This is a genomic window from Mycolicibacterium vaccae NBRC 14118 = CIP 105934, from assembly GCF_001552715.1.
Taxonomy (GTDB): Bacteria; Actinomycetota; Actinomycetes; order Mycobacteriales; family Mycobacteriaceae; genus Mycobacterium; species Mycobacterium vaccae.
In genome coordinates, this window is record NZ_BCRS01000035.1 from 16,173 (window position 1) to 39,495 (window position 23,323).

The window sequence follows — 23,323 nt, forward strand, 5'->3', positions numbered from 1 at the left end:
ACCCGGCTATGTTCGCCGGGTGGAGAAAGTCATGATCGCCCTGCGTGGCGCACCCGGCGACGACGCCTGGTGCGCCCGGCTTCGCACCGAAGTCGCCGAGGCACTGCTGGACACGGGCGTGCCGGGACTGACCGTTCATGTCCGCGACGCCCCTGTGCGGGACTCGCTGATGACCCTGACCACGCTGGATCCGCCGGTGCTGGCGTTCGTCACCCTCTGGACCGAGCAATACTACGGAGACCAGATCCGCACTGCGACAGAGCTGTTGAGCGAGCACTGCGCACAGATCGCCGCCTACCTGGTCACCGAGTCGGTGCCCCTCAAGGCGCCTACCACCGAACCAGGGGCGCGCACACCGGGTTTCGCCAACATCGCGCTGCTGCGCCGGCCGGCCGGCCTGACCGAGGCGACGTGGTTGCGCCGTTGGCACCACGACCACACCAGGGTCGCCATCGACACCCAGTCGACGTTCGGCTACACGCAGAACACCGTGGTGCGGGCCTTGACCGAGGATGCGCCTGCGGTCGACGGGATCGTCGAGGAACTGTTCCCGATCGAGGCGACCTCGGATCTGCACGCGTTCTTCGGCGCCGCCGACGACGCCGAGCTCGGCGACCGGATGTCCCGGATGGTGGCCAGCACCAAGGCGTTCGGCGCCGACCAGAACATCGACACGGTACCGACGAGTCGCTACGTATGGCGTGATCCGTTCGCCGGTCCGGATAGGCTGCCGGCGTGACTCTGCAGATCAGCGACGAGAACCGGGTCCGGACCCTGGTTCTGAACCGGCCCGAGGCGCTCAACGCGTTCAACCAGGAGCTCTACCTGGCCGTCGCCACCGCGCTGCGCGAGGCCGCAGAGGATCCCGACGTCGCGGTGGTGCTGCTCACCGGCGCCGGGCGGGCGTTCAGCGCGGGCAACGATCTCAAGGAGATGCAGGCCGGCATCGCCGACGGTTCGCTGACCAACGAGGGCAGCCACTTCACCACGATGATCGACGCGCTCACCGAGCTGCCCAAACCGCTGATCTGCGCGGTCAACGGCGTCGGCCTGGGTATCGGCACGACGATCCTCGGGTACGCCGACCTGGTGTTCATGTCGACGACCGCGAGGCTGAAGTGCCCGTTCACCAGCCTGGGCGTCGCACCGGAGGCCGCCTCGTCATACCTGTTGCCGCAGTTGATCGGTCGGCAGAACGCGGCATGGCTGCTGCTCTCCTCGGAGTGGGTCGACGCCGCCGAGGCCCAGCGCATGGGGATCGCGTGGAAGGTCTGTGAACCCGAGGATCTCCTGGCCGAGGCCCGCAGGCACGCCGAAGTGCTTGCCGCCCGGTCGATCCCGAGTCTGATCGCGGTCAAGAAGACGATCGTGGCCCCGTATCGCGACGGGATCGCGGCCGCGACCGAACGGGAGAACGCGCACTTCCAGGAGTTGCTCGGCGGGGTCGCCAACGCCGCGGCGCTCGCGGAGTTCACCGCTGGGCGCAAGTCCTGACGCTAGTGCGCGACGCTCTCGGGCCGGCAGTGGTAGTGCGCTTCGATGATGGCCCGCAGCGTGCGCCGGCACCGCCCGCAGTCGCCTCCCGCTCCGCACGCCTCGGCGATGTCCTTCGACGTCCGGGCACCGTTGGCCACCACCTCGTTGACCACGTGACTCGTGGCGCCGGTGCACAGACAGACGAACATCGTGGCCCCTAACCCTGCTCGCCGACGCTCATCAGATGCGCGAAGCGGCCCACGAACCGGGTGGGATAGGGGCCCATGCCTGCGTTGGTCATCCACTCGGCCGCGGCGTCGGGATGCTCGATCCACTGCCGGGCGCTCGCCTCGTCGGCGATCTCCTGCAGGATCAGCACTTCGTGTCCGTCGTCCAGGGCGCGGTAGACCCAGATCTTGCGGACCCCGCCCTTCCTGAAGCGCTCCAGCCCGTCGTGGATCTTGACCATCAGTTCGGCGACATCGGCCACCGAGGACATCACGCCGACGACGACCCGTCCGACATGACCCTCGGCGCTGACCCCGTCGAGGTCGATCTTCTCGACCACCTCGCCCCCGAACACCGGCGGAATGTCGTCGGCGCCGGAAATGTCGAACCATTCGAACAGCGCGGGCGAGCTCAGCACGTCCCGCATCGAATGCGCATTGCGGATACCGATTGTGGCGAACACCCGCCGGGGTTCCCAAATGGATTCGTAGACCACGACATGATGGGCGCCGATCGCGGAAAGCGATTCGCGGTGTCGCTGGAGCCATTCCCACATGCGGTCGATGTCGTCCACCCGGAAATCGCAGGCAAGAATGAATGAGTGCAGATCGTACTCACCCATTGGTTACCCTTACCTACGGTCGGACAGAAACAGTTAGCGCAGTCTAACCTTACTTAGCCTAGCCAGTCCAGAGTTGACGGCTGAACTGGGGCGCTGTCGGACGGAACTTCGCGACAACACGCCCCCCGCAGGCATATTGGCGTTCTTTCGACGGGTTGAATGGACTACATTGAAAGGGCTCGCACATAGCCCGTGCAGATAGCGCACGCAATCAGCCCGCCAGGCGTTTAGGAGCCGATCATGCAAGGCGATCCCGAGGTCCTCAAATTGCTCAACGAGCAATTAACGAGCGAATTGACGGCGATCAACCAATATTTCCTGCATTCCAAGATGCAGGACAATTGGGGATTCACCGAATTGGCCGAGCACACTCGGAAAGAATCATTCGAAGAAATGGTTCACGCCGAGCACATCACCGATCGCATTCTCATTCTCGACGGATTGCCGAACTACCAGCGGCTGTTCTCCCTGCGGGTCGGCCAGACCGTGCGGGAGCAGTTCGAGGCCGATCTGGCGATCGAGTACGAGGTGGTGGCGCGACTCAAGCCGGGCATCATGATGTGCCGGGAGAAGGGCGACGCGACGTCGGCGACCCTGCTGGAGAAGATCCTGGCCGACGAGGAACTGCACATCGACTACCTGGAAACCCAGTTGGAGCTGATGACCAAGCTCGGCGACGAGCTCTACCTGGCCCAGTGCGTGTCCCGCCCGCCGCAGTAGGGGTTCGGGTTTCACGTCCGCGGGAATGCCAGCCGCCTGAATGACGTAACTCCCATAGCTCATCTAACGATGAGGTGAGCGGAGCTACGTGTCACAGGAAGGCAGGTATGACAGCGTCCCCTGCAGCACATCCCGAGACCACCGAGCCGGCAGAACCGACCCCGGTCAGTCCGCAGCGCCGCAACATCATCTTCGTGGCGGTGATGCTCGGCATGCTGCTCGCCGCCCTGGACCAGACGATCGTCGCGACGGCCCTGCCGACCGTGGTCGCCGACCTCGGCGGCGCGGGCCACCAATCCTGGGTGGTCACCAGCTACCTGCTGGCCTCGACCATCGTCACCGCGATCGTCGGCAAGCTCGGCGACATGTTCGGCCGCAAGGTCATCTTCGCCGTGGCCGTCCTGTTCTTCCTGGCCGGTTCGGTGATGTGCGGGATCTCCTCGTCGATGGAGATGCTCGTGGCCTCCCGGGCCCTGCAGGGCATCGGCGGCGGGGCGCTGATGGTCACCTCGGCGGCGTTGATCGGTGAGGTGATCCCGCTGCGTGACCGCGGGCGCTACCAGGGCGCGCTCGGCGCGGTGTTCGGTGTGACGACCGTGATCGGGCCGCTGCTCGGCGGATACTTCACCGACCACCTGAGCTGGCGCTGGGCGTTCTGGATCAACGTGCCGATCGGGATCGTGGTGCTCGTCGTCGCGCTGACCACGATTCCGGCCCTGAGCAGGCGCGGGAAACCGGTCATCGACTTCGCCGGCATCGCGCTGATCGGGGTCGGCGCCTCCGGTCTCACGCTGGCCACGAGCTGGGGCGGCGGCACCTACGCCTGGTCCTCGCCGACGATCATCGGGCTCTTCGTCGGCTCGGTGATCGCCCTGGCCCTCTTCGTACGGGTGGAGCTGCGCGCCGCCGAACCGATCCTGCCCATCCGGTTGTTCGCCAGCCCCGTGTTCACCGTGTGCTGCATCCTGTCGTTCATCGTCGGCTTCGCGATGCTCGGTGCGCTGACGTTCCTGCCGACGTTCATGCAGTTCGTCGACGGCGTCTCGGCGACCGAGTCGGGACTGCGCACCCTGCCGATGGTCGGCGGGCTGCTGCTGACCTCGATGGGCAGCGGCGTGCTGGTCAGCCGCACCGGCCGCTACAAGATCTTCCCGGTGACCGGCACCGCGGTGATGGTCCTGGGCTTCGTGCTGCTCTCGCAGATGGATGCGAGCACCCCGCTGCTGCAGCAGAGCGCCTACCTGTTCGTACTGGGCATCGGCATCGGCATGTGCATGCAGGTGCTGATCCTCGTCGTGCAGAGCACGGTGAAGTTCTCCGACCTCGGGGTCGCCACCTCGGGGGTGACGTTCTTCCGCACCATCGGAAGCTCGTTCGGGGCCGCGATCTTCGGCTCGCTGTTCGCCAACTTCCTGCACGTGCGCATCGCCACGGCGCTGGCCGCCGGCGGGGCCCCACCCCAGGCGGCCGAATCCCCGCAGGTGCTGCATCAGCTGCCGCCCGAGGTCGCCGCCCCGATCGTCACGGCGTACGCGGACTCGCTGGGCCTGGTCTTCCTGTGTGCGGCCCCGGTCGCCGCGATCGGCTTCGTCGTCGCACTGATGCTCAAACAGGTGCCGTTGCAGGAGATCGAGGCCGCCGCGGCCCGGGACATGGGGGAGGGCTTCGGGATGCCCACCGCCGACACCCCCGAGGAGATGCTCGAGACGGCGGTGAGCCGGTTGGTGCGCCAGTCACCGGAGATCCGGCTGCGCAGCATCGCGGGCACCCGCGGCTGCGAATCCGACGTGGCGCTGCTGTGGGCGCTGATCCAGATCTACCGGCAGAGCCAGGTATTCGGGTCGGCGCGGCTCAGCGAAATGGCCGAACGCCTGCGCGTACCCCCGGAAGTGCTCGAGCCGACCTTCGACCGGCTCGTCGAGTGCGGGCACGCGCTGCGGACGGGAGACCAGCTGTGGTTGACCCAGTCCGGCGCGCGTCAGGTCGATGCGACATCCGCGGCGCTGGTCAGCCGGATCGTCGCCAAGCTGGAGAGCTCACCGGGTTTCGAGGGCCGCCCGGACCGGGCCGAGGTCGAGGCCGCGCTGGAGAAGATCGCCCAGCGGCTGCTGGTGCAGCGCGACTGGGACGACGACCGGACCCAACTCGCTTCCGCGACACGCTGACACGGTGATCGGGACGCGGCTACGCTTCGGCCCATGAGCCGAATCGGAGATTTCGCTGACGACGACGTGACCGCGTTCGCGGTGAAGTCACCCGAACTTGGCACCGCGATGGCCCAATTGGCCAACGCCGTCTACACCAAGAACCGGCTGCCCATGCGGGTGCGGGAAGCCGCGCGGATCGTCATCGCCTACGCCAACGAGTGCGTGGTGTGCCAGAACACCCGGGATGCCGAGGGCGAGGCCAACGGTATCGACGAGGAGTTCTACGACTACGCCACGCAGTGGCGGACCTGGCCGGGCTACAGCGACCAGGAGCGCGTCGCAATGGAGTTCGCCCACCGGTTCGCCACCGGGCACACCGAACTGCGCGACGACGAGGAGTTCTGGCAGCGCGCCGCCGAGCATTTCGACGACGAACTGCTCACCGACCTGGCCATCTCGTGCGCGATGTGGGTGGGTATGGGCCGCATGCTGCGCACCCTCGACATCGGCCAGGCCTGCAAGCTGACGCTGTAGGCATTCTGCGCCAACCCCTTGACAACATACAACCATTCGGTTGTATGTTGTGGGGGTGATCGTGCAGGACGAGGACCGGGCGGATGCACTGTTCCACGCCCTCGCCGATCGCACCCGGCGGGACATCATGCGCCGGGTGCTCGCAGGTGAGCACTCGGTCTCCGCGCTGGCGGCGAACTACGACATGAGCTTCGCCGCGGTACAGAAGCACGTCGCCGTACTGGACCGGGCCGGTCTGATCACCAAGCGGCGCCACGGCCGCGAGCAGCTGGCCAGCGGTGACGTGACGGCGGTGCGTTCGGTGGCGGCCCTGCTGACCGAACTGGAGCAGATCTGGCGCGGTCGGGTGGCCCGCATCGACGAGCTGATCGCCGCCGATCCCCCCGAGCAGGAACCCGATCAGGAGGAATGACCATGCCAGTGACCGACGTGTATCAGGATCTTGAGACCCGGACGCTCACCATCGTCGCCGATTTCGCGGCTCCGCTAGCCCGGGTGTGGCAGATCTACGCCGACCCCCGCCAGCTTGAGAAGATCTGGGGGCCACCGGAATTCCCGGCGACCGTGGTGGACCACGAGCTGCGCCCCGGCGGCCGCGTGACCTACTTCATGACCGGACCGGACGGGGAGAAGTACGCCGGGTACTGGCAGGTGACCGCCGTCGACGAACCGAACGGATTCGAGTTCGACGACGGGTTTGCCGACCTGGACTTCAACCCGGACCCGGAGATGCCGGTGTCCAAGAACATCTTCACGTTCGCCGAGCACGACGGCGGCACCCGCTCGACCTTCGTCAGCATCTACGAGTCCGTCGAGGCCCTGCAGAAGGTTCTCGACATGGGCGTGATCGAGGGCGCCTCGTCGGCGATCAACCAGATCGACGGCCTGCTCGCCGGCTGACCACTCCCGCGAAACCGCATTCCACGCGCCCAGTTGCGCGAATTCACCGCGTGGAATGCGATTTCGGCGGGCAGGTCAGCGCACGCCGCGCAGCAGCCGGCCCGGTCGGGCGCCGGTGTCCACGCCGTGGCGCCGGGTCACCACGCCGTTGACCACCGTCGCGTCGTAGCCCGAGGCACCCTGGATCAGGCGGCGGCCGCCGGCAGGCAGGTCGTAGGCCATGCGGGGTACGTCCAGGCGCAGCGCGTCCATGTCGATGACGTTGAGGTCGGCCCGCTTGCCGGTGGCGATCACCCCGCGGTCGGACAGACCGAAAAGTGTTGCGGTTTCCAGGGTCTGCTTTCGCACCACGTACTCCAGCGAGAACTTCGGGCCGCGGTGCCGGTCTCTGGCCCAGTGTGTCAGCAGGAAGGTGGGGTAGGAGGCGTCGCAGATCAGACCGCAGTGCGCGCCACCGTCCGACAGGCCGGACACCGCGGCGGGGCTCTGCATCATCTCGTAGATCGCGCGGTGGTCACCCTCGGCATAGTTGAAGAACGGCAGCATCAGCATGGCGCCGGCATCGGCCTCCAGCATCAGGTCGTACATCGTCTCCAGCGGACTCTGACCGCGGGCCGCCGCGATCGCCGCCACCGTCTTGTCAGGCGTCGGTTCGTAGTCCGGAGGATCGCCGATGGCGTAGATACGCTCGGTGCTGTACTGCGCCAGCGCGAACAGGCCGTCGAGCAGTGCACCCGGCGTCGGAGCCAGATCCTCCTCGGCGAGGATCGCCGCCTTGACCGCGGGATCGGCCAGCCGGCCCGCAAGTTCGTCGCGGGTCGATCCCGCCGAGACCGCGCGGAAGGTGGGCCGGTGGGTGAAGGCGTGGTAGCCGGGAAAACCCAGCAACATACCGAACGGGCGGGCGGCGAACTGTGCGTACAACTCGACACCGTTCTCATGGGCCTTCTCGGCCCGGTCGAGCTGTTGACGCCACAGGTCCGGTGAATGCGAGGCCTGGATCAACGTGAACGACACCGGCCGGTCGATGTCGTCGGAAAGCTTTGCCATCCATTCCATCTCACGCATGCACGCCTCGGCCGGACTTTCACCCGCGGTCCCCTGCGGGGCCACCTCGAACACCGCCCGGCCGCCGGCGGCCATCGCGCGACCCAGTCCGAACAGTTCGGCCTCGGCGGCGTAGGTCCCGGGGACGGCCTGCCCGTCGACGGCGCGGTGCGCCTCGGTGCGGGAGGTCGAGAAACCCAGCGCACCCGCCTCGACCGCCTCCCGGACGATCCGCGCCATCGCGGCGATGTCCTCGCCGGTCGCCTCCTCGTTGTTGGCGCCGCGCTCACCCATCGCGTAACCGCGGACCGCGCCGTGGGCGATCTGAGTGCCGTAGTCGACGGCCAGACTGCGCTTCTCGATGGCGTCCAGGTACTCGGGGAAGCTCTCCCACTGCCAGGTGATGCCTTCGGCCAGCGCGGAGCCCGGGATGTCCTCGACACCTTCCATCAGCTCGATCAGCCACTGCTCGCGTCCGGGCCGCACCGGGGCGAACCCGACGCCGCAGTTGCCGCTGACCACGGTGGTGACGCCGTGCATGCTGGACGGTTCCAGAGTCTCGTCCCAGCTGACCTGCCCGTCGTAGTGGGTGTGCACGTCGACGAACCCGGGCGCGACGATGCGTCCCGTCGCGTCGATCTCGTGCGCCGCCTCGGTCTGCAATCCCTGGTCGTCGCCGTCGCGGCGGCGCACCTCGACGATTCGCCCGTCCTTGACGCCGATGTCCGCCCGGAAGCGGTCGGCGCCGGTTCCGTCGACGACCGTGCCGCCGGTGATCTTCAGATCCAGCATCGTTTGCCCCTCACACCAGTCCGGTCGCGTCGAAGACCCACGACATGTCCGCGTCGGCGAAGTCGGCCAACCAGGTCGGCGGTGCGTGGTCTGCCAGTGCGCTCATGTCCCAGTAGTCCTTCCACAGCGTGATCCGCCCGCCCTCCACCCGGTGTACGGTGACGAAGTTCAGCAGCGCAGATTCTCCTGTGGCCCAATGCCATTGCTCGCTGTGTTCGTACATGACGTCGGCACCGTCGCTGACCATCAGGCCCGGGAAGTTCCGGTAGCCGGCCAGCGGCTCGATGCCGATCTTGAGCCGTTTCACGATGTCCTCCGGCCCGCGGGCCGCTGCGGCCGGGCCGACCGGCACGTCGAGGTAGATGCACTCGGGGGCCAGGAACGTCTTGAGCGTGTCCCAGTCGCGCGCCGAGAGCGTCTCCCACATCCCGTGCACGAGGGGCTTGACCTGGTCGGTGCCTGCGAGCTGGTCAACCGGCATGGGCGGGCACTCCGTCCCGGACCGCAGGCGCTTTGTGGGCGGCGCGCAGGAAGCGCCCGGTGCGTTCTGCGCCGACCACCGCGGTGAGTTCGCCGTCGAGGAACACGGCCCGGCCGCCGACGAACACGGCCGAGACGGTGTCGTCGTTGCGGTTCACCATCCGTGACAGCCCGCCGTACTGCTGCACCGGCGCTTCGGCGTAGCGGTCCAGCGTGCCGTCGAGGCGTTCGGGGTCGACGATCACCACGTCGGCGCGGTCGCCTAGCCGCAGGTGACCGGCGTCGAGGCGGTACCAGTCGGCGAGCTCACCGGTGAGTCGGTGGACGGCCTGCTCGACGGTCATGAACGGCCGCCCGGCCCGGGCCGCGTCGTGCACGTGACGCAGCAGGCGTAGGCCCATGTTGTAGAACGCCATGTTGCGCAGGTGTGCTCCGGCGTCCGAGAAGCCCATCTGAATGCCGCTGTCGGCGGCGAGTTTTCGCAGCACCTCGGGCCGGTGATTGGAGATCGTGGTGCGCCAGCGCAGCTCCTTGCCGTGCGCGAGCACCAAGTCCAGGAACGCATCCACCGGATGCAGGCCGCGGGCCCGGCCCACTTCACCGAACGACTGGCCGATCACCGATTCGTCAGGGCAGGACACGATCTCGGCGTCGAAGAAGTCGCGGTGCCACACCCGCATGCCGAACTTCGCGTCGTAGTCCTTGCGGAAGCGGCGCCGGTAGGCTTCGTCCCTGAGCAACTCGTTGCGCTCGATCTCGTCGGCCAGGTGCAGTGCGGCCGCACCGGCGCCGAACTCTTCGAAGATCACCAGGTCGATGCCGTCGGCATACACCTCGAACGGCACCGGCAGATGCTGCCAGTGGAAGTCGCCACCGAGCCGGTTCACCAGGCGCGCAAGCGGTCCCAACAGTTTCACGGCGGCCGGGTTGGACTTGATGTCGGCGGCCGAGAGCAGACTGGTCTTGAGTGGGCTACGCAACACGCCCAGCGACTGGAACACCTGCGAGCCCACATTGAACGGGTTCTCGATGTCGGGGCCGGACTGCAGGACCCGACCGGACCGGCGCAGCAGTGACTTGAGCCGGCGCAGTTCGCGCGGCTTGGCGTAGGTCGAGGGCAGCGTGCGCGAACGACACACGTCGCCGTCGAGTTTGTCGAAAAGCAGTTGCTGCGAGGACAGTCCGACGAATCCGGCGCGCAGCGCCTCGGTGAGCATCTGCTCCATCCGGGCCTGCTCGCCTGCGGTCGGCCGCACATCGGCGCGGGTGGCTCGGTCCAGGCCCATGGTGGCCGCGCGCATGTCGGAGTGCCCGAGGAACGCTGCGACGTTGGGGCCGAGCGGGCGGGCCTCCAGCGCCGCGATGTACTCCTCACCGCTGGACCAGTTCTTGTGCTGCTCCACCGCGGCGATCACGTGTTCGCGGGGGATGGCCTCGACGCGGCCGAAGATGTCGCCTGCGTCGACCCCGTCGACGTAGACCGTCGACAGCGAGCACGAGCCGAGCATCACCGTGGTCACTCCGTGCCGCAGCGACTCCGCCAGCGACGGTCCGCCGAGCACCTCGATGTCGTAGTGGGTGTGGATGTCGAGCATGCCGGGCAGCACCCACTTGCCCGCGGCGTCGATCACCTGCGGGCACCCGGTCTCGTCGAGGTCGCCGTCGCTGATCGCGGCGATGTGCCCGTCCCGGAGGCCGAGGGTCCGCACCGCGGACGGCGCACCGGTGCCGTCGAACCAGCGGCCGCCGCGGATGATCGTGTCGTAGGTCACAGGCCCATCGAACAGCGCCGCCCGACGGGTGTCAACGAAATCGGTGAACAGAATTCGGTGTGTGTCTACTCAGCGCCGGTGAGCTGGCCGCAAGCGCATAATCGGTGCCTGTGACGCCGTTGCAGCGCTACATCGCCGAGGAGATCGCGACCGACCACGTCGACGGGCTGATGTCGCGCCGCGAGGCGCTGCGCCGACTGGCGTTGCTGGGCGTCGGCACCGCCGCCGCCACCGCGCTGATCGCGGCATGCGGACAGAGCAAGCAGGAGAGCCCGACCAGCGAGGCCCCGGCCGACGACGACGCGTCCGCGACCGCACCACCGCCGGGTATGGACCGGGCACTGCCCACCGTGCCGGTGACATGGGCCGGCCCCCGGGGCGACCTGCAGGGCGCGTGGGCCCATGCCCCCGACGCCCGCGGCGCGATCCTGGTGATCCACGAGAACAAGGGACTCAACGACTGGGTACGTTCGGTGGCGGGCCGCCTCGCCGGGGCCGGCTACTCCAGCCTGGCCATCGACCTGCTGTCCGAGCAGGGCGGTACCGCGCGGTTCGCCGACCCGGCCGAGGCCACCGCGGCGCTGGGCAACCTGGCACCGGAGGACATGGTCGCCGATCTGCGGTCGGGCATCGCCGAGGTCGCCCGCCGTGCTCCGGGGCGCAAGATCGCCGCGATCGGCTTCTGCATGGGAGGCGGACTGGTGTGGCGGTTGCTGGCCGCCGGAGCACCGGAACTGGCTGCGGCATTCCCGTTCTACGGACCCACCCCCGACAACCCCGACTTCGCCGGGTCGCGGAACGTCGCGGTACTCGGCTTCTACGGCGCACTCGACCAGCGGGTCAACGCCACCGAGCCGGTCGCCGAGGCCGCCCTGCAGAAAGCCGGGTTGGTGCACGAACTGGTCACCGAACCCGGCGCCAACCACGCGTTCTTCAACGACACCGGCGACCGCTACGACCCCGCTGCGGCAGCCGATGCCTGGTCGCGCACCCTGGCCTGGCTGGAGACCCACGTCGGGTAGCGGGCGCCACGTGGTGCCCTACGATCCAGGGATGTTCCGGACGTTCGCCGTGCTGGCCGCCACCGCCTCGTTGCTGGGATCGACGACAGCCGTCGCTGCCGCGCAACCCGCTCCGCCCGCCGCGTGCGACTACGAACTCAGCGCGCCAACCGTGGTCAACGTCTCCGGCACCGACATGGTCACCGCCACCGTCACCACTCGCGGCTGCGACGGCGCGACCACGTACTCGACGACGGCGTGCCTGCAGATGCAGGGAGACGGTGGGCCTGGCCTGTGCGCCCAGGGCCCCGGCATCGTTCCCGCACAGGTGTTCTTCCAGCCCTACCGGCCGGGGTCCACCTACATCGCGACCGGGCGCGGGTGCGCGACGAAGGGCAATCCGCCGCAGAAGTACTGCCAGGAAAGCGGTCCGCGCACCGCCACGCTCTGACCCGCCGTGGCGGTTTTATGACCGAACTCTGACGGCCTCACGGTTTAGCTCGTCCGCGACCCGGGCATCCGGCCAATCAACGGGGCCGTCAACGTGACTGCCCCTGTGACTCTTAGGAGCCGGGCATGGACACCAACAATGTCGTGTGGATCGTGATTGCCGCCGTCATCGCGCTCATCGTCGTCGGGGTGGTGGTCGTCCTGGCGCGCCGTACCCGCAACCGCCGCCGCGCCGAGGAGGCCGACCGCATCCGCCAGGAGGTCCACCAGGACAGCAAGCGCGTGCAGCGGCAGGCCTCGATCGTGGAGGAGACCGAGGCCAAGGCCCGCGCCGCGCAGGCCGAGGCGGACGCCAAGGCCGCCGAGGCCGCACGTCTGGCCGACACGGCTGCGAGCCGCCGCGATGCGCTGAGCCACTCGCAGGAACACATCGACGCTCGACGCGAGCACGCCGACAAACTGGATCCCCGCAGCAGCTCGAACACCAAGAGCGACGACATCAAAAACGACATCAAGAACGACGGCATCAGGAACGACGGCATCAGGAACGACGGCATCAGGAACGACCAAGACGGGATCGGCGGCGGCAAGCACGCGGTCACCGACCGCGACCGCAGTGCCGGCCTGCACGACGGTGACCCCCAGCAGGTGCGCCCGGACGTCCGCAGCCGCTAACCGTCCCAGGCCACCGGCAGGCGCTTGATCCCGTGGATGAAGGCCGAGTGCAGACGGTCGGGCTCCGCGACGGCCCGGATATCGGGCACCTGCCGGTGCAGCTCCTCGAACGCGACGGTGATCTCGCGGCGGGCCAGGTTGGCCCCGAGGCAGAAGTGCGCGCCGCCGCCACCGAAGCCCACGTGCGGATTGGGGTGGCGTCCGACGTCGAACGACCACGGGTCGTCGAACTTCGCCTCGTCCCGGTTGGCTGACCCGTACCACAGCGAAACCTTGTCGCCTGCAGCAATTTTCACCCCGCCTACCTCGACATCACGGGTGGCGGTGCGGCGCATGTAGGCGACGGGGGAGGCCCATCGGACGATCTCCTCGACGGCGGTGGGCGCCATGGCGGCGTAGTCGGTCCACCAGCGCTCACGCTGGTCGGGGTAGCGGCTCAGCGCGAGCACCCCGTGGCTGATCGCGTTGCGCGTGGTCTCGTTACCCGCCACGACGAGCAGGATGAAGAACGACGCCACCTCGGCCGAGGTCAGCCGCTCACCGTCGAGTTCGGCCCGCACCAGACTGGTGGTCAGATCGTCGCCGGGGCGGGCCCGGCGGTCCTCGGCGAGGGCGGTCGCATACGCGCCGATATCCATTGCCACGCCGACGAATTCGTCGAAGTCGGTGGCGATGTCGGGGTCGCCGAACCCGAGGATCACGTTGGTCCAGTGGAAGACCTTCTGGTGGTCGTGCTCCGGGATGCCCATCATGTCGCAGATAATCTGCAGCGGCAGCGGGCCGGCCAGTTCGGCGACGATCTCGCCGCGGCCGTCGGGGTGGGCGGCCACCATGTCACCGACGAGGCTGCGAGCGCGCTGACGCACCGAATCCTCGATCATCGCCAGTACCCGTGGGGTGAACGCGCTGCGCACGATGTTGCGCAGCCGGGTGTGCCGCGGGTCGTCCATCGCGATCATCGACCCGAAATACTCGGCGAGCTCAGGTGTCTGGTCGCCGATGGTGATCCCCAGCGCGGAGCTGAAGATCTCGGGATGCCTGCTGGCGAAGAACACGTCCTCGTAGCGGGTCAGCGCCCAGTGCCCCGCTACCGGGGATCCGGCGTCGACGACGTAGGCCGAGTGGAAGGAGACCGGCGCCTCGCGGCGCAGCGTCGCGAACGCGCCGTCGCGGTAGTCGTCGTCGCGACCCCAGAAATCCCAGGACCCCAGGTCGACGTCGGCCAGCGGCACCTCCGGCGGCGCGGTCCCGTTCGACCGGGTGACGGTTGCGTGGTCTGCGCCCGGGGCCATACGGCCCAAGGGTAGCTTCAGGGCCGTCGTTCATGACCCTTTCGGCCATGCGTGCGCCGGTCCTCTTTCATCCGCGCCTCGTGCAGGTGCGGCGCCCCGCCGACCAGCTCGTCGCGGACGCGGGACTCGTGCTCGCGGAACCGTGACCAGTAGGCGTCGTCGAACTCCTCCACGACCTGGAACGTCCACCGTCCGTTCAGCACGTTGCGGCCCACCATGTCGGTTTCCAGCCGCTCGGCCACCGCGTCGTGTCCTGCGGCGCGCAGCGCTTCACAGGCCTCACCGAGCACCAGATCCGCATGACCGATCAACTGGTGGAAGGAGTACAGATGCCCGCGGGCCCGCTCGACGTATTCCAGCGCCTCGGTGACCTTGCCGACGGCGTCGACCGTCTCGTCGGTCGCATCGGTCGGCTCAGAATCGTCGTCCACCGAGCCGACATACCCGCCCACGGGGCTCGGCAACCTCGGAGCAAAACGTCAGCGCAACGTCAGCGGTCGAACTCGGACTCGTCCTCGGGCACCGGGATGGCCTGCTCGATCAGGTCGGCCTCGCTGGCCTGCCAGCCGCGGTCCTCGCCGATCTGCGCAACGTCGGCCCAGCTCTCCTCGTCGCCGTCGGCGACCGGGGTCGACTGTTCGACCACGTCGGCCTCAGGGGCGTCTCCGAGGGGGCTGCGGTCGGGGGTCGTCATCGGTGATCTCTCCGGGAGTCGGGGTCAGGACGTGTCGTTCCACCATAGGCGCGATCGGGCCGGTCTCGGCCGGACCCGCACCGGGTACCCACTCCGGCGCGTCTGACTCACTCCCGGGACCGGAACCTGGTCTGCTGCCGTGATCTCGTTGCTGTGCGGTAGGCTTCCGTAACTGCGTGAACGGGACAGGTCCTCGAAAACGGCGGGGCCGCGCCCCCCGACCAGATTCCCCAAATCTATGAGAGCTCCTACCTTGCCTGAAAACCAGAGCGGCTCTTCGGACCTGCAGCCGCACTTCGAGGACGTCCAGTCGCACTACGACCTGTCGGACGAGTTCTACCGTCTGTTCCTCGACCCGACCCAGACCTACAGCTGCGCCTACTTTGAGCGTGACGACATGACGCTGGAAGAAGCGCAGCTTGCCAAGATCGACTTGTCGCTCGGCAAGCTCGGCCTGGAGCCGGGCATGACGTTGCTCGACGTCGGCTGCGGCTGGGGTGCGACCTTGCTGCGCGCGATCGACAAGTACGACGTCAACGTGGTCGGGCTGACGCTGAGCCGCAACCAGCAGGCGTACGTGCAGAAGCGGCTCGACGCGCACCAGAGCCCGCGCAGCAAGAGCGTGCTGCTGCAGGGTTGGGAGCAGTTCCACGAGCCCGTCGACCGGATCGTGTCGATCGGCGCGTTCGAGCACTTCGGTCGCGACCGCTACGACGAGTTCTTCGAGATGGCCTATCAGGCACTGCCCGCCGACGGCGTGATGATGCTGCACACCATCGTCAAGCCCGACGACGAGGAGTTCAGGGCGCGCAACCTGCCGGTCACGATGACCAAGATCCGCTTTTTCAAATTCATCATGGACGAGATCTTCCCCGGCGGTGATCTGCCCCAGCCGGGCACGGTCAAGACCCACGCGACCAAGGCGGGCTTCGACGTGAAGTTGGTCCAGCCACTGCGACTGCATTACGCGCGCACGCTCGACCTGTGGTCCGCCGCGCTGGAGAAGAACCGGGATCAGGCCATCGCCATCCAGTCGCAAGAGGTGTACGACCGGTACATGAAGTATCTGACCGGCTGCGCCGACCTGTTCCGCGACGGTTACACCGATGTCTGCCAGTTCACTCTGACGAAGTGACGCCCCGGTCCCGGTAGGACCGGGCCGGCTGGCCTACCTCACCGCCGGCCGCGTCGCGCCGCCTGGCCGCCATCCCGGCCAACGCCTCGAACACCACGCGGTGCGCCGCGTTGACGGTGAGTTCGGCGTGGTCGTAGGCGGGCGCCACCTCGACCACGTCCACCCCGACGACGTCGTGGCGGTGGCACAGCTGCCGCACCATCCGCAACAGGTCGGCACTCGTGATGCCGCCCGGCTCGGGGGTCCCGGTGCCGGGGGCGTGCGCCGGGTCGAGCACGTCGATGTCGACCGAGACGTAGAGTTTCTCGGCTTTGGCCAGTGCCTCGCTCACCGCGTCGGCCATCACCGCCTGAAAGCCCCGCTCCCAGATCTCCTGCATCGTGTGCCAGGTCATCTGCTGCTCGAGCATCCACTCGAAGGTGTCCTTCGGGGGCCAGTAGCCGCGCAGGCCGACCTGGACGAAGTGTGATCCGGGGACCGCGCCGGACTCGATCAGCCGTCGCATCGGCGTGCCGTGACTGGCCAGATTGCCCTCGATCTCGTCGGCGGTGTCGGCGTGCGCGTCGAAGTGCACGATGCCGACGTTGCCGTAGCCGTGGACGTCGGCCACTGCCGTCGCCGCGGGCCAGGTGATCGAGTGATCGCCGCCGAGAATCACCGGCACGATGCCCCGCTCGGCCACCGCGTGCACGCGGTCCCGGATGTTGCGGTGGGACACCTCGGTCTGACCGTGCGGGCAGTAGGCGTCGCCGAAGTCGACGACCTCGAGCCAGTCGAAGATCTCCAGCCCCAGATCCATGTGATAGGTGCCGGGCTCGTAGGCGGTGGCCCGGATGGCGCGCGGCCCGAAGCGGGCCCCTGGTCGGTTGGTGGTTGCGATGTCGAACGGCGCCCCGACGATCGCCACGTCGGGTCGCCACGAATCGAGTTGGCCGACCTCGGTGAGGAACGGCCGCTGGCCGAAGGACGTCATCCCCGCGTGCGCCAGATCCAGCTGTTCGGCCATGCCCGGCGGGAGCTCGCGGTGAGGTCCGTGCTCGTGCCCCATCCGGATGACGGTACCGGTCAGCCGGGCCCCTGAGGGCTCAACGCCGAACGCAGTTTGTCGGGGACCGCCCGCTTGCCCCAGTCGCCGGTCGACACCACCACGTACACGTTGTGCCCGCGCACCGCGACGCGTTCGTCGCTGCCGCCGGTGCTTGCCAGCACCGTGAAACCGAGAGTGAAGCTCGTGGTGCCGATGCGGGTGCACTGCGCCGTGACCCGCACCCGGTCGCGCCAGCGCACCGGTGAGGCGAAGTCGATTTCGGCGTGCACCACCTGGAAGTCGCAGCCGTCGGTGATCAGCTCCGGATACGACACCCCGAGCGACTCGAGCAGCCCGGTGCAGGCCTCGTCGAACCACGTCAGGTAATGGCCGTTGAACACCACCCCCTGCTGATCCACTTCGGCGTACCGAGGCGTCACCGCCAGCGAGAACTCCGTCACCGGCCCCACCCTAGACAGCGCCGCGTTCGGCATGGACCAGACTTGGATCCGTGAAACTGGTGACGATCGACGATGTCCGGGCGGCGGCCGACCGGATCCGGCCCCACGTGGTGCGCACCCCGCTGCTGGCCGCCCGTTGGGGCGATCCGGACCGCCCGCTGTGGATCAAGCCGGAGAGCCTGCAGCCCATTGGCGCGTTCAAGGTGCGCGGGGCGTTCAATGCCGTGGCCGCGGTCAAAGACGATGTCACCGACGTGGTGGCCTATTCGAGCGGCAATCACGCCCAGGCGGTGGCCTACGCCGCGGCGGCCTTCGGCTTGCGGGCGCACATCGTGATGCCGGAGGAGACCCCGGCGGTCAAGGTGCAGGCCACCCGCGACCTCGGCGCGCGGGTGGTGCTGTGCGCGGCGGGCCGGCGCGAGGCGGTCGCCGAGCAGGTGCTGCGCGACACCGGCGGGGCGATGATCCCGCCGTTCGACCATCCCGACGTGATCGCCGGTCAGGGCACCATCGGGCTGGAGATCGCCGAGGACCTGCCCTCGGTGCGGACCGTGCTGGTTCCGGTCAGCGGCGGGGGACTGGCCTCGGGCATCGGCACCGCGATCTCCGCGCTGTGCCCCGACGCCGCAGTCTTCGGTGTCGAGCCGGAGCTCGCCGCCGACACCGCCGAGGCGTTGCGCGTCGGCCACCGGGTCGACTGGTCGATCGAGGACCGCAACCGCACCATCGCCGACGGTCTACGGTCGCAGCCCTCGGCACTGACCTTCGCCCACCTGCAGCGGGTCCTCGACAGCGTGCTCACCGTCTCGGAGGACGAGATCCGTGCCGCGGTGCGCGAACTCCTGTATCGCGCGCATCTGGTCGCCGAACCGAGCGGTGCCGTGGCGCTGGCGGCCTACCGGCAGGCCAGCACGCCGCCCGGCCCCACCGTGGTGATCCTGTCGGGCGGCAACGTGGAACCCGGGATGCTGGCGCAGATCCTGGCCGAGCGCACGCCGGGGTAGCGCATACCCTGGCGGGCGTGAACGTTCCGGTCGCACCGTCGGCGCCGTCTGCGCTGCGCACCGGTCTGCGGCTGGCGATCATCGGATGCGTGCTGGCCGCACTGCTGCTGGTCGAACTGACCTCCAGCCGGGGCGTGGGCTGGCGCCTGATCACCTTCACCTACCAGGCCAACCTGTTGGCCGCCGGGTACTACCTGTGGACCCTGGCGTCGCCGCGCGCCGACGCCAGGATCGGGCTGCGGGGCGCGGTGGTGCTTTACGTGGTGATGGCGGGCGTGATCTGGAACCTGTTCCTGACCGGGCACAGCATGGGATACACCCCGGCCAACATCCTGTTGCACGTCGTGGTGCCCGCACTCGCGTTGTGCGACTGGCTGGCGGTCGGGCGCGGCGTGGTCCCGGCTCCACCGGTGCCGTGGTGGCAGCCGGTGGCCTGGCTGATCTACCCGGCGGCGTATCTGGCGCTGGCGCTGCTGGTGCTCAATCACGCCGGCCGCCGGGCGCCCTACTACTTCCTCGACCCCGACATCGTCGGCGCCACCGGGGTGGCGATGAACGTCGCCGCCCTGTCGGCATGTGTGTTGGCGCTCGGGTACATGCTGCTGGCGCTGCGCCGCGGTGCGTCGACCGTGCGTGCATGAAACGCGACGGCGCAGCGAACCGATAACCCGGGAAAGGGCAGGTGGCGGCTGTGCCGGCGCTGCTCTCCGGCAAGAGCAACTAGGATGGCGACGTGCTGAGACCTCGTCTGCAGCAAATGCTGACCACACTCGGATGCGCGTCGCTGCTCGCAGCATTCGCGCTGATCGGCCCGGTACCGACGGGGGGCGCCGGGTCCGCGCCCGGGGCCCAGGTGGCCGACGTGTCACCGGCCCCCGGCCAGACCGTCGGCGTCGCTCATCCCGTCACCGTCACGTTCACCGGCGACGTGCCGAACCGGACCGCTGCCGAGCGGTCGGTCGCCGTCGTCCCCGCCGGCGCCCCCGCGCCGACGAGCGGATCCTTCACCTGGCTCGACGACCGTGTCCTGCAGTGGACACCGGCCGAGTTCTTTCCCGCCCACACCCCGATCGACGTCTCGGTCGGTGGTTTCTCCACCGGCTTCCAGACCGGGTCATCGGTCGTCAGCGTGGCCGACATCGGCGATCACACGTTCACCGTGAGCATCGACGGCGAGGTCGCCCGGCAGATGCCGGCGTCGATGGGCAAGCCGAAGTTCCCGACGCCGACCGGCCAGTTCACCGCGCTGGGCAAGGAACGCAACGTCACGTTCGATTCCCGCACCATCGGCATCCCGCTCGACGATCCCGAGGGTTACCTGATCAAGGGCGAGTACGGCGTGCGGGTGACGTGGGGCGGGGTGTACGTGCACTCCGCACCGTGGTCGGTGGGTTCGCAGGGATACTCGAACGTCAGCCACGGCTGCATCAACCTCAGCCCGGACAACGCGGCCTGGTACTTCGACACGGTGAGCGTGGGCGACCCGATCATCGTGCAGGCTTGAGCCGCGGGCGGATCAGCAGTTCGTCTCGATCCGGAAATCCGCGGTGACGGCGTCGCCGGGCTTCTCACCGAACGAGCCGTCGGCTTTGCCGGTGATGGTGTAGTGGCCGTTGTCGCCGGTCACTTCGGCCTCGCCGATGTTGTCGTCCCAGAACGAACCGGTGAAGCCGCCGACGTCCCGGAAGTCGACCGACTGCGCGGTGACGGGTCCGTCGGTCGAGAGCACCGCGGTGAAGCCGTTTCCCTTGCCGGGTGTCTCGATGTACCAGGACCAGCCGGTCTGGCGGCACCGGACGGCGTGCGTGCCGCCGGTGTCGTTGCCGTCGATCGTGACCGTCGCGGTGGTGCCGCCGAGCGCGGGCTCGGGGGTGGAGCAGCCGGCCACGCCGAATACCGCGACGCCGCCGACGACGGCGGCCATGAAGTGTCGAGTCACCATGGCGCCCGACTCTATTCGCTCGTGTGCCCCCGCCCGCCCGGAATGCCGGTGTATTCGGGATTGGGCGGCACCGACTGCACGATCCCGATGCGGTTGGTGGCGCCGATGAACGCCGCGATGGAGGCGAACTCTTGCGCGTGTCACCGCAACGCGGCGGCGGTGGCGTCGTCGGCGGGAAGGAACGCCTCGATGCTCAGCTCCGCCGCGGTCAGGTCCAGCGCGGTGCCGAAGGTGGTGACCATGCTCAGGAATCGCAGCACACCGCCGTCGGCGGTCGCCAACTCCAGCGGCACCGCGACGCCACCGAGATCAGGGGAGTCGTCGAAACCTCCGGGGTAGCACTCGATCTCGGCCAGCAGTCGGCCGAGATCGGCGTGGCCGGTGCTGCCGGCCTCTCGCCGTAGCCGCTCGAGCAGGTGGGTTCGCCACTGAGCGAGGTTGCGGATCCGCGGCGCCAGCCCGTCGGGGTGCAGCGCGATGCGCAGCGCATTGGGCCGCTCCAGCAGGTGCGGGGCCACGCCGTCGAGCAGCACCCCGGCCCCGGAGTTGGTCTGCAGGATCGACCATCCGCGGTCGACCACTACGCACGGGTACGGGTCGTAGGCCGCCAGCACCTTGTGCACACCGTCGCGCACCGCGGCCATCTCCGGAGCGTCCAGCGGCCGTTCGGCGTACACCGGCGCCAGTCCCGCGGCGACGAACAGCCGGTTCTGTTCCCGTTGCGGCACACCGAGAGCCGCGGCGAGCCGCAGCACCATCGCCTTGCTCGGGCTGGATCGTCCCGTCTCGATGAAGCTGACGTGGCGGGCGGACACCTCGGCGGCCAGGGCGAGGTCGAGTTGGCTGAGCCTGCGCCGGCGTCGCCAGTCGCGCAGCAGCGCTCCGATCGTGGCCGGTGGCTGATCGACGGTGGTCACGCTCCCAGTCTGGCCCGCGCACCGGCGCCGAGCCATTACCTCGCAGGTAATTGCGGTCGTTACCTCGTCGGCGCACGGTGGGGACAGGCGGACGAGGAAGGTGACGACATGTCGAGACCCCAACCGGATCCCGGTGTCCCGGTCCCGCGATGGTTGCGCTGCGTGCTGATCTGTGACCGGGCCGGGTCGTCCTGGTACATCGGTACCGGTTTCTTTTTCGCACCGGTGCTGGCGCTGGTGTCCCCATGGCCGGCGTTGACCACGGCGCTGTGGGTGTTCATCGCCCTGGCCGGGCTGTGGCTCGGCCTGCTCGGGATCGCGATGGCCACCGGGCTCGCGCTCGTGCTGCGCTCGGACACCGAGATTCCGGAGGACTACTGGCGCTCATTGCTGGACTACCCGAGCCTCACGAGGTGAGCAACTGCTGCCGCAGCGTGCCGGCCGACCAGGTGGCGGTGCCACGTCCGGTCGCGGTCTAGTGCGCCACCGGGCAGCCCGACCCACCCGAGTAGTCGACCGGCCAGTGCTTGATGCCGTTGAGCCAACCGGACCGGAGCCGGTCCGGAGTCCCCGCCGAGGCGAGGTCGGGCAGGTGGTCGGCGATCGCGTTGAACATCAGCTCGATCGTCATCCGGGCCAGGTTGGCGCCGATGCAGTAGTGCGCACCGGTGCCGCCGAAACCGACGTGCGGATTGGGATCACGCAGGATGTCGAACGTGAACGGGTTTTCGAACACGTCCTCGTCGAAGTTGGCCGACCGGTACGACATGACGACGCGCTGGCCCTTCTTGATGGGCACACCGGAGAGTTCGTAGTCCTGCAGCGCGGTGCGCTGGAACGACGTGACAGGGGTGGCCCACCGCACGATCTCGTCGACCGCGGTGAGCGGACGGTCGCGTTTGAACAACTGCCACTGGTCGGGGTGCTCGGTGAACGCGATCATCCCGTGGGTGATCGAGTTCCTGGTGGTCTCGTTGCCCGCAACGGCGAGAAGCACCATGAAGAACCCGAATTCGTCGTCGGAGAGCTTGTGCCCGTCGACGTCGGCCTCGATCAGTTTGGTGACGATGTCCTCGCCCGGCTGCTCGGCACGCAGCGCCGCCAACTGCATCGCATACATGATGAGTTCGGTTGCGGCATTGCGATTGTCGTGGTGGGCGAACTCCGGATCGTCATCGCTGACCATCTGGTTGGACCAGTCGAAGAGCTTCCTGCGGTCCTCGATCGGCACCCCCAGCAGCCCGGCGATGGCCTGTAGCGGCAGCTCGCAGGAGACCTGTTCGACGAAGTCGCCGGCGCCGGCCGCGGCCGCGCTCTTGGCGATGTTCTGTGCGCGTTCGTTGAGGTCGTCGCGCAGTCGCTCGACCGCGCGGGGGGTGAATCCACGGGAGATGATCTTGCGCAGGTGGGTGTGGCGTGGCGCGTCCATGTTGAGCAGCACGAGGCTCCCGGTCTCGATCTGCTCGCCGGTGGACCCCTCCGGGTAACGCGGCAGCGCGGTCTTGACCTGGCTGGAGAACACGTCGCTGCGCTTGGAGATCTCTTTGACGTCGTGGTGTCTGGTGACGACCCAGAAGCCGCCGTCGCCGAATCCTCCGACGCCGTCGGGCTGTTCGTTCCACCAGATCGGGGCGCATCTGCGCAACTCGGCGAGTTCTGCCACCGGCAGACGTTCGCAGTTGAGGTCCGGGTCGGTGAAGTCGAATCCGGTGGGGAGCGTGGGAGTCGCCATACGTTGGCTCCTAGACGTCGATGGCCGTATGCCATTGCTACACCACGGCAGCGTCCCGGCGAGCGCAGATGGGCGAAGAAATGCGGCGGTGGCTGTAACGAATCCGCTGCGAAGGCGGATGGATCCTGTGACCATGAAGAAACCGGGAGGGTGCCACGTGAAGTTCGGTTTCCGCGCAAGGACCGCGTCCATCATCGGGGCGGCAGCGTTCGCCGCTCTGCTCGCCGGCGCGCCGTCGGCCGCCGCCGACCCGGCTGCGCCGCAACCGGTGCCCG

28 protein-coding genes and 1 pseudogene are annotated in these 23,323 nt (G+C 68.4%); 15 read left to right on the forward strand and 14 right to left on the reverse strand.

What is annotated here, in order from left to right; translation table 11 throughout:
- The first annotated feature begins 19 nt into the window (after positions 1–19).
- Positions 20–739 (forward strand): EthD domain-containing protein, encoded by a 720-nt coding sequence (locus MVA01S_RS09435; protein ID WP_174538883.1) that lies wholly within the window; start codon positions 20–22, stop codon positions 737–739.
- The gene (locus MVA01S_RS09440) at positions 736–1,494 is read left to right on the forward strand and encodes an enoyl-CoA hydratase/isomerase family protein (protein ID WP_003932343.1); all 759 of its coding nucleotides are present in this window, start codon (positions 736–738) and stop codon (positions 1,492–1,494) included. Before MVA01S_RS09435 ends, MVA01S_RS09440 begins: the two co-directional genes overlap by 4 nt.
- A 2-nt stretch (positions 1,495–1,496) precedes the next feature.
- Here MVA01S_RS09440 and MVA01S_RS09445 read toward each other — a convergent pair whose 3' ends face one another.
- Together MVA01S_RS09445 and MVA01S_RS09450 are read right to left on the reverse strand one after the other, a co-directional pair.
- The gene (locus tag MVA01S_RS09445; RefSeq protein ID WP_003932344.1) at positions 1,497–1,685 is read right to left on the reverse strand and encodes a (2Fe-2S)-binding protein; all 189 of its coding nucleotides are present in this window, start codon (positions 1,683–1,685) and stop codon (positions 1,497–1,499) included.
- A gap of 8 nt (positions 1,686–1,693) precedes the next feature.
- The gene (locus MVA01S_RS09450) at positions 1,694–2,326 is read right to left on the reverse strand and encodes a hypothetical protein (RefSeq protein ID WP_003932345.1); all 633 of its coding nucleotides are present in this window, start codon (positions 2,324–2,326) and stop codon (positions 1,694–1,696) included.
- Between the two features lie 240 nt (positions 2,327–2,566).
- Here MVA01S_RS09450 and bfr point away from each other — a divergent pair, with 240 nt between their 5' ends.
- The 5 genes from bfr (at position 2,567) to MVA01S_RS09475 (ending at position 6,627) form a co-directional block, all read left to right on the forward strand.
- Positions 2,567–3,046 (forward strand): bacterioferritin, encoded by a 480-nt coding sequence (gene bfr / locus MVA01S_RS09455; RefSeq protein ID WP_003932346.1) that lies wholly within the window; start codon positions 2,567–2,569, stop codon positions 3,044–3,046.
- 107 nt (positions 3,047–3,153) lie between these two features.
- Entirely contained in the window at positions 3,154–5,211 is a 2,058-nt protein-coding gene (locus tag MVA01S_RS09460; protein ID WP_003932347.1) for an MDR family MFS transporter, read from the forward strand.
- A gap of 33 nt (positions 5,212–5,244) precedes the next feature.
- A complete protein-coding gene (locus tag MVA01S_RS09465; protein WP_003932348.1) occupies positions 5,245–5,727 on the forward strand; it encodes a carboxymuconolactone decarboxylase family protein in 483 nt (160 codons plus the stop codon).
- Between the two features lie 55 nt (positions 5,728–5,782).
- Positions 5,783–6,139 carry an ArsR/SmtB family transcription factor gene (locus tag MVA01S_RS09470; protein WP_040542525.1) on the forward strand — a complete coding sequence of 119 codons (357 nt, stop codon included), beginning with the start codon at positions 5,783–5,785 and terminating at the stop codon, positions 6,137–6,139.
- A 2-nt stretch (positions 6,140–6,141) separates the two neighbouring features.
- The gene (locus MVA01S_RS09475) at positions 6,142–6,627 is read left to right on the forward strand and encodes an SRPBCC family protein (protein WP_003932350.1); all 486 of its coding nucleotides are present in this window, start codon (positions 6,142–6,144) and stop codon (positions 6,625–6,627) included.
- A 75-nt stretch (positions 6,628–6,702) separates the two neighbouring features.
- Here MVA01S_RS09475 and MVA01S_RS09480 read toward each other — a convergent pair whose 3' ends face one another.
- Genes MVA01S_RS09480 through MVA01S_RS09490 form a run of 3 tightly spaced genes read right to left on the reverse strand, consistent with a single transcriptional unit; the run spans position 6,703 to position 10,718 of the window.
- Positions 6,703–8,466, reverse strand: a complete 1,764-nt coding sequence (locus tag MVA01S_RS09480) for an N-acyl-D-amino-acid deacylase family protein (protein WP_003932351.1) — start codon at positions 8,464–8,466, stop codon at positions 6,703–6,705.
- Positions 8,467–8,476: 10 nt separating this feature from the next.
- Complete coding sequence (locus MVA01S_RS09485; protein ID WP_003932352.1) at positions 8,477–8,947, reverse strand: nuclear transport factor 2 family protein; 471 nt, start codon at positions 8,945–8,947, stop codon at positions 8,477–8,479.
- Complete coding sequence (locus tag MVA01S_RS09490; RefSeq protein ID WP_003932353.1) at positions 8,937–10,718, reverse strand: N-acyl-D-amino-acid deacylase family protein; 1,782 nt, start codon at positions 10,716–10,718, stop codon at positions 8,937–8,939. Before MVA01S_RS09490 ends, MVA01S_RS09485 begins: the two co-directional genes overlap by 11 nt.
- A gap of 110 nt (positions 10,719–10,828) precedes the next feature.
- Here MVA01S_RS09490 and MVA01S_RS09495 point away from each other — a divergent pair, with 110 nt between their 5' ends.
- The 3 genes from MVA01S_RS09495 (at position 10,829) to MVA01S_RS31935 (ending at position 12,844) form a co-directional block, all read left to right on the forward strand.
- Positions 10,829–11,740 (forward strand): dienelactone hydrolase family protein, encoded by a 912-nt coding sequence (locus MVA01S_RS09495; protein WP_003932354.1) that lies wholly within the window; start codon positions 10,829–10,831, stop codon positions 11,738–11,740.
- A 31-nt stretch (positions 11,741–11,771) separates the two neighbouring features.
- A complete protein-coding gene (locus MVA01S_RS09500) occupies positions 11,772–12,170 on the forward strand; it encodes a hypothetical protein (RefSeq protein ID WP_003932355.1) in 399 nt (132 codons plus the stop codon).
- 125 nt (positions 12,171–12,295) lie between these two features.
- Complete coding sequence (locus MVA01S_RS31935; protein WP_003932356.1) at positions 12,296–12,844, forward strand: hypothetical protein; 549 nt, start codon at positions 12,296–12,298, stop codon at positions 12,842–12,844.
- Here the strand turns inward: MVA01S_RS31935 and MVA01S_RS09510 are convergent.
- From MVA01S_RS09510 to MVA01S_RS09520, 3 genes are read right to left on the reverse strand one after another with little or no spacing between them, the layout of a single operon-like run.
- Positions 12,841–14,136, reverse strand: a complete 1,296-nt coding sequence (locus MVA01S_RS09510) for a cytochrome P450 (protein ID WP_060941582.1) — start codon at positions 14,134–14,136, stop codon at positions 12,841–12,843. The two genes, MVA01S_RS31935 and MVA01S_RS09510, sit on opposite strands and share 4 nt — an antisense overlap.
- 17 nt (positions 14,137–14,153) lie before the next feature.
- Complete coding sequence (locus MVA01S_RS09515) at positions 14,154–14,567, reverse strand: hypothetical protein (RefSeq protein ID WP_040542527.1); 414 nt, start codon at positions 14,565–14,567, stop codon at positions 14,154–14,156.
- Between the two features lie 59 nt (positions 14,568–14,626).
- On the reverse strand, positions 14,627–14,830 hold the full coding sequence (locus MVA01S_RS09520) for an Rv3202a family protein (RefSeq protein WP_003932360.1): 204 nt from the start codon (positions 14,828–14,830) through the stop codon (positions 14,627–14,629).
- 238 nt (positions 14,831–15,068) lie between these two features.
- Between MVA01S_RS09520 and MVA01S_RS09525 the strand changes: the two genes are divergently transcribed.
- On the forward strand, positions 15,069–15,965 hold the full coding sequence (locus MVA01S_RS09525) for a cyclopropane mycolic acid synthase family methyltransferase (protein ID WP_169801752.1): 897 nt from the start codon (positions 15,069–15,071) through the stop codon (positions 15,963–15,965).
- On the opposite strand, the gene speB is transcribed toward MVA01S_RS09525, so the two are convergent.
- Complete coding sequence (gene speB, locus MVA01S_RS09530; RefSeq protein WP_003932362.1) at positions 15,949–17,013, reverse strand: agmatinase; 1,065 nt, start codon at positions 17,011–17,013, stop codon at positions 15,949–15,951. The genes MVA01S_RS09525 and speB overlap by 17 nt on opposite strands.
- A gap of 17 nt (positions 17,014–17,030) precedes the next feature.
- The gene (locus MVA01S_RS09535; RefSeq protein ID WP_040542531.1) at positions 17,031–17,453 is read right to left on the reverse strand and encodes an acyl-CoA thioesterase; all 423 of its coding nucleotides are present in this window, start codon (positions 17,451–17,453) and stop codon (positions 17,031–17,033) included.
- 50 nt (positions 17,454–17,503) lie between these two features.
- Between MVA01S_RS09535 and MVA01S_RS09540 the strand changes: the two genes are divergently transcribed.
- From MVA01S_RS09540 to MVA01S_RS09550, 3 genes are all read left to right on the forward strand, one after another.
- Positions 17,504–18,457 (forward strand): threonine ammonia-lyase, encoded by a 954-nt coding sequence (locus tag MVA01S_RS09540; RefSeq protein WP_003932364.1) that lies wholly within the window; start codon positions 17,504–17,506, stop codon positions 18,455–18,457.
- A gap of 17 nt (positions 18,458–18,474) precedes the next feature.
- The gene (locus tag MVA01S_RS09545) at positions 18,475–19,098 is read left to right on the forward strand and encodes a Pr6Pr family membrane protein (protein ID WP_003932365.1); all 624 of its coding nucleotides are present in this window, start codon (positions 18,475–18,477) and stop codon (positions 19,096–19,098) included.
- Positions 19,099–19,214: 116 nt separating this feature from the next.
- Positions 19,215–19,961 (forward strand): L,D-transpeptidase, encoded by a 747-nt coding sequence (locus MVA01S_RS09550; protein ID WP_003932366.1) that lies wholly within the window; start codon positions 19,215–19,217, stop codon positions 19,959–19,961.
- 12 nt (positions 19,962–19,973) lie between these two features.
- Here MVA01S_RS09550 and MVA01S_RS09555 read toward each other — a convergent pair whose 3' ends face one another.
- The 3 genes and pseudogenes from MVA01S_RS09555 to MVA01S_RS09560 form a co-directional block, all read right to left on the reverse strand.
- A complete protein-coding gene (locus tag MVA01S_RS09555) occupies positions 19,974–20,399 on the reverse strand; it encodes a lipoprotein LpqH (protein ID WP_110765663.1) in 426 nt (141 codons plus the stop codon).
- An 11-nt stretch (positions 20,400–20,410) separates the two neighbouring features.
- Positions 20,411–20,530, reverse strand: a pseudogene (locus tag MVA01S_RS31940) (peroxidase-related enzyme); the annotation flags it as partial.
- 9 nt (positions 20,531–20,539) lie between these two features.
- Positions 20,540–21,352, reverse strand: a complete 813-nt coding sequence (locus tag MVA01S_RS09560) for a helix-turn-helix transcriptional regulator (protein WP_081529141.1) — start codon at positions 21,350–21,352, stop codon at positions 20,540–20,542.
- Between the two features lie 72 nt (positions 21,353–21,424).
- On the opposite strand from MVA01S_RS09560, the gene MVA01S_RS09565 reads away from it, so the two are divergent.
- Positions 21,425–21,733, forward strand: coding sequence for a hypothetical protein (locus tag MVA01S_RS09565; RefSeq protein WP_003932369.1), 309 nt, complete (start codon positions 21,425–21,427; stop codon positions 21,731–21,733).
- 58 nt (positions 21,734–21,791) lie between these two features.
- Here MVA01S_RS09565 and MVA01S_RS09570 read toward each other — a convergent pair whose 3' ends face one another.
- The gene (locus tag MVA01S_RS09570; protein WP_003932370.1) at positions 21,792–23,048 is read right to left on the reverse strand and encodes a cytochrome P450; all 1,257 of its coding nucleotides are present in this window, start codon (positions 23,046–23,048) and stop codon (positions 21,792–21,794) included.
- Positions 23,049–23,323: the final 275 nt, after the last annotated feature.

Bases quoted from the DNA above. Each gene is read 5' to 3' on its own strand.
- MVA01S_RS09450 (WP_003932345.1), bottom strand. From the start codon at position 2,326: ATGGGTGAGTACGATCTGCACTCATTCATTCTTGCCTGCGATTTCCGG.
- MVA01S_RS09500 (WP_003932355.1), top strand. From the start codon at position 11,772: ATGTTCCGGACGTTCGCCGTGCTGGCCGCCACCGCCTCGTTGCTGGGA.
- MVA01S_RS09510 (WP_060941582.1), bottom strand. From the start codon at position 14,136: ATGGCCCCGGGCGCAGACCACGCAACCGTCACCCGGTCGAACGGGACC.
- MVA01S_RS09460 (WP_003932347.1), top strand. From the start codon at position 3,154: ATGACAGCGTCCCCTGCAGCACATCCCGAGACCACCGAGCCGGCAGAA.
- MVA01S_RS31935 (WP_003932356.1), top strand. From the start codon at position 12,296: ATGGACACCAACAATGTCGTGTGGATCGTGATTGCCGCCGTCATCGCG.
- speB (WP_003932362.1), bottom strand. From the start codon at position 17,013: ATGGGGCACGAGCACGGACCTCACCGCGAGCTCCCGCCGGGCATGGCC.
- MVA01S_RS09445 (WP_003932344.1), bottom strand. From the start codon at position 1,685: ATGTTCGTCTGTCTGTGCACCGGCGCCACGAGTCACGTGGTCAACGAG.
- MVA01S_RS09475 (WP_003932350.1), top strand. From the start codon at position 6,142: ATGCCAGTGACCGACGTGTATCAGGATCTTGAGACCCGGACGCTCACC.
- MVA01S_RS09485 (WP_003932352.1), bottom strand. From the start codon at position 8,947: ATGCCGGTTGACCAGCTCGCAGGCACCGACCAGGTCAAGCCCCTCGTG.
- MVA01S_RS09570 (WP_003932370.1), bottom strand. From the start codon at position 23,048: ATGGCGACTCCCACGCTCCCCACCGGATTCGACTTCACCGACCCGGAC.
- MVA01S_RS09480 (WP_003932351.1), bottom strand. From the start codon at position 8,466: ATGCTGGATCTGAAGATCACCGGCGGCACGGTCGTCGACGGAACCGGC.
- MVA01S_RS09565 (WP_003932369.1), top strand. From the start codon at position 21,425: ATGTCGAGACCCCAACCGGATCCCGGTGTCCCGGTCCCGCGATGGTTG.
- MVA01S_RS09555 (WP_110765663.1), bottom strand. From the start codon at position 20,399: ATGGTGACTCGACACTTCATGGCCGCCGTCGTCGGCGGCGTCGCGGTA.
- MVA01S_RS09560 (WP_081529141.1), bottom strand. From the start codon at position 21,352: ATGGCTCGGCGCCGGTGCGCGGGCCAGACTGGGAGCGTGACCACCGTC.
- MVA01S_RS09465 (WP_003932348.1), top strand. From the start codon at position 5,245: ATGAGCCGAATCGGAGATTTCGCTGACGACGACGTGACCGCGTTCGCG.
- MVA01S_RS09550 (WP_003932366.1), top strand. From the start codon at position 19,215: ATGCTGACCACACTCGGATGCGCGTCGCTGCTCGCAGCATTCGCGCTG.
- MVA01S_RS09525 (WP_169801752.1), top strand. From the start codon at position 15,069: ATGAGAGCTCCTACCTTGCCTGAAAACCAGAGCGGCTCTTCGGACCTG.
- bfr (WP_003932346.1), top strand. From the start codon at position 2,567: ATGCAAGGCGATCCCGAGGTCCTCAAATTGCTCAACGAGCAATTAACG.
- MVA01S_RS09520 (WP_003932360.1), bottom strand. From the start codon at position 14,830: ATGACGACCCCCGACCGCAGCCCCCTCGGAGACGCCCCTGAGGCCGAC.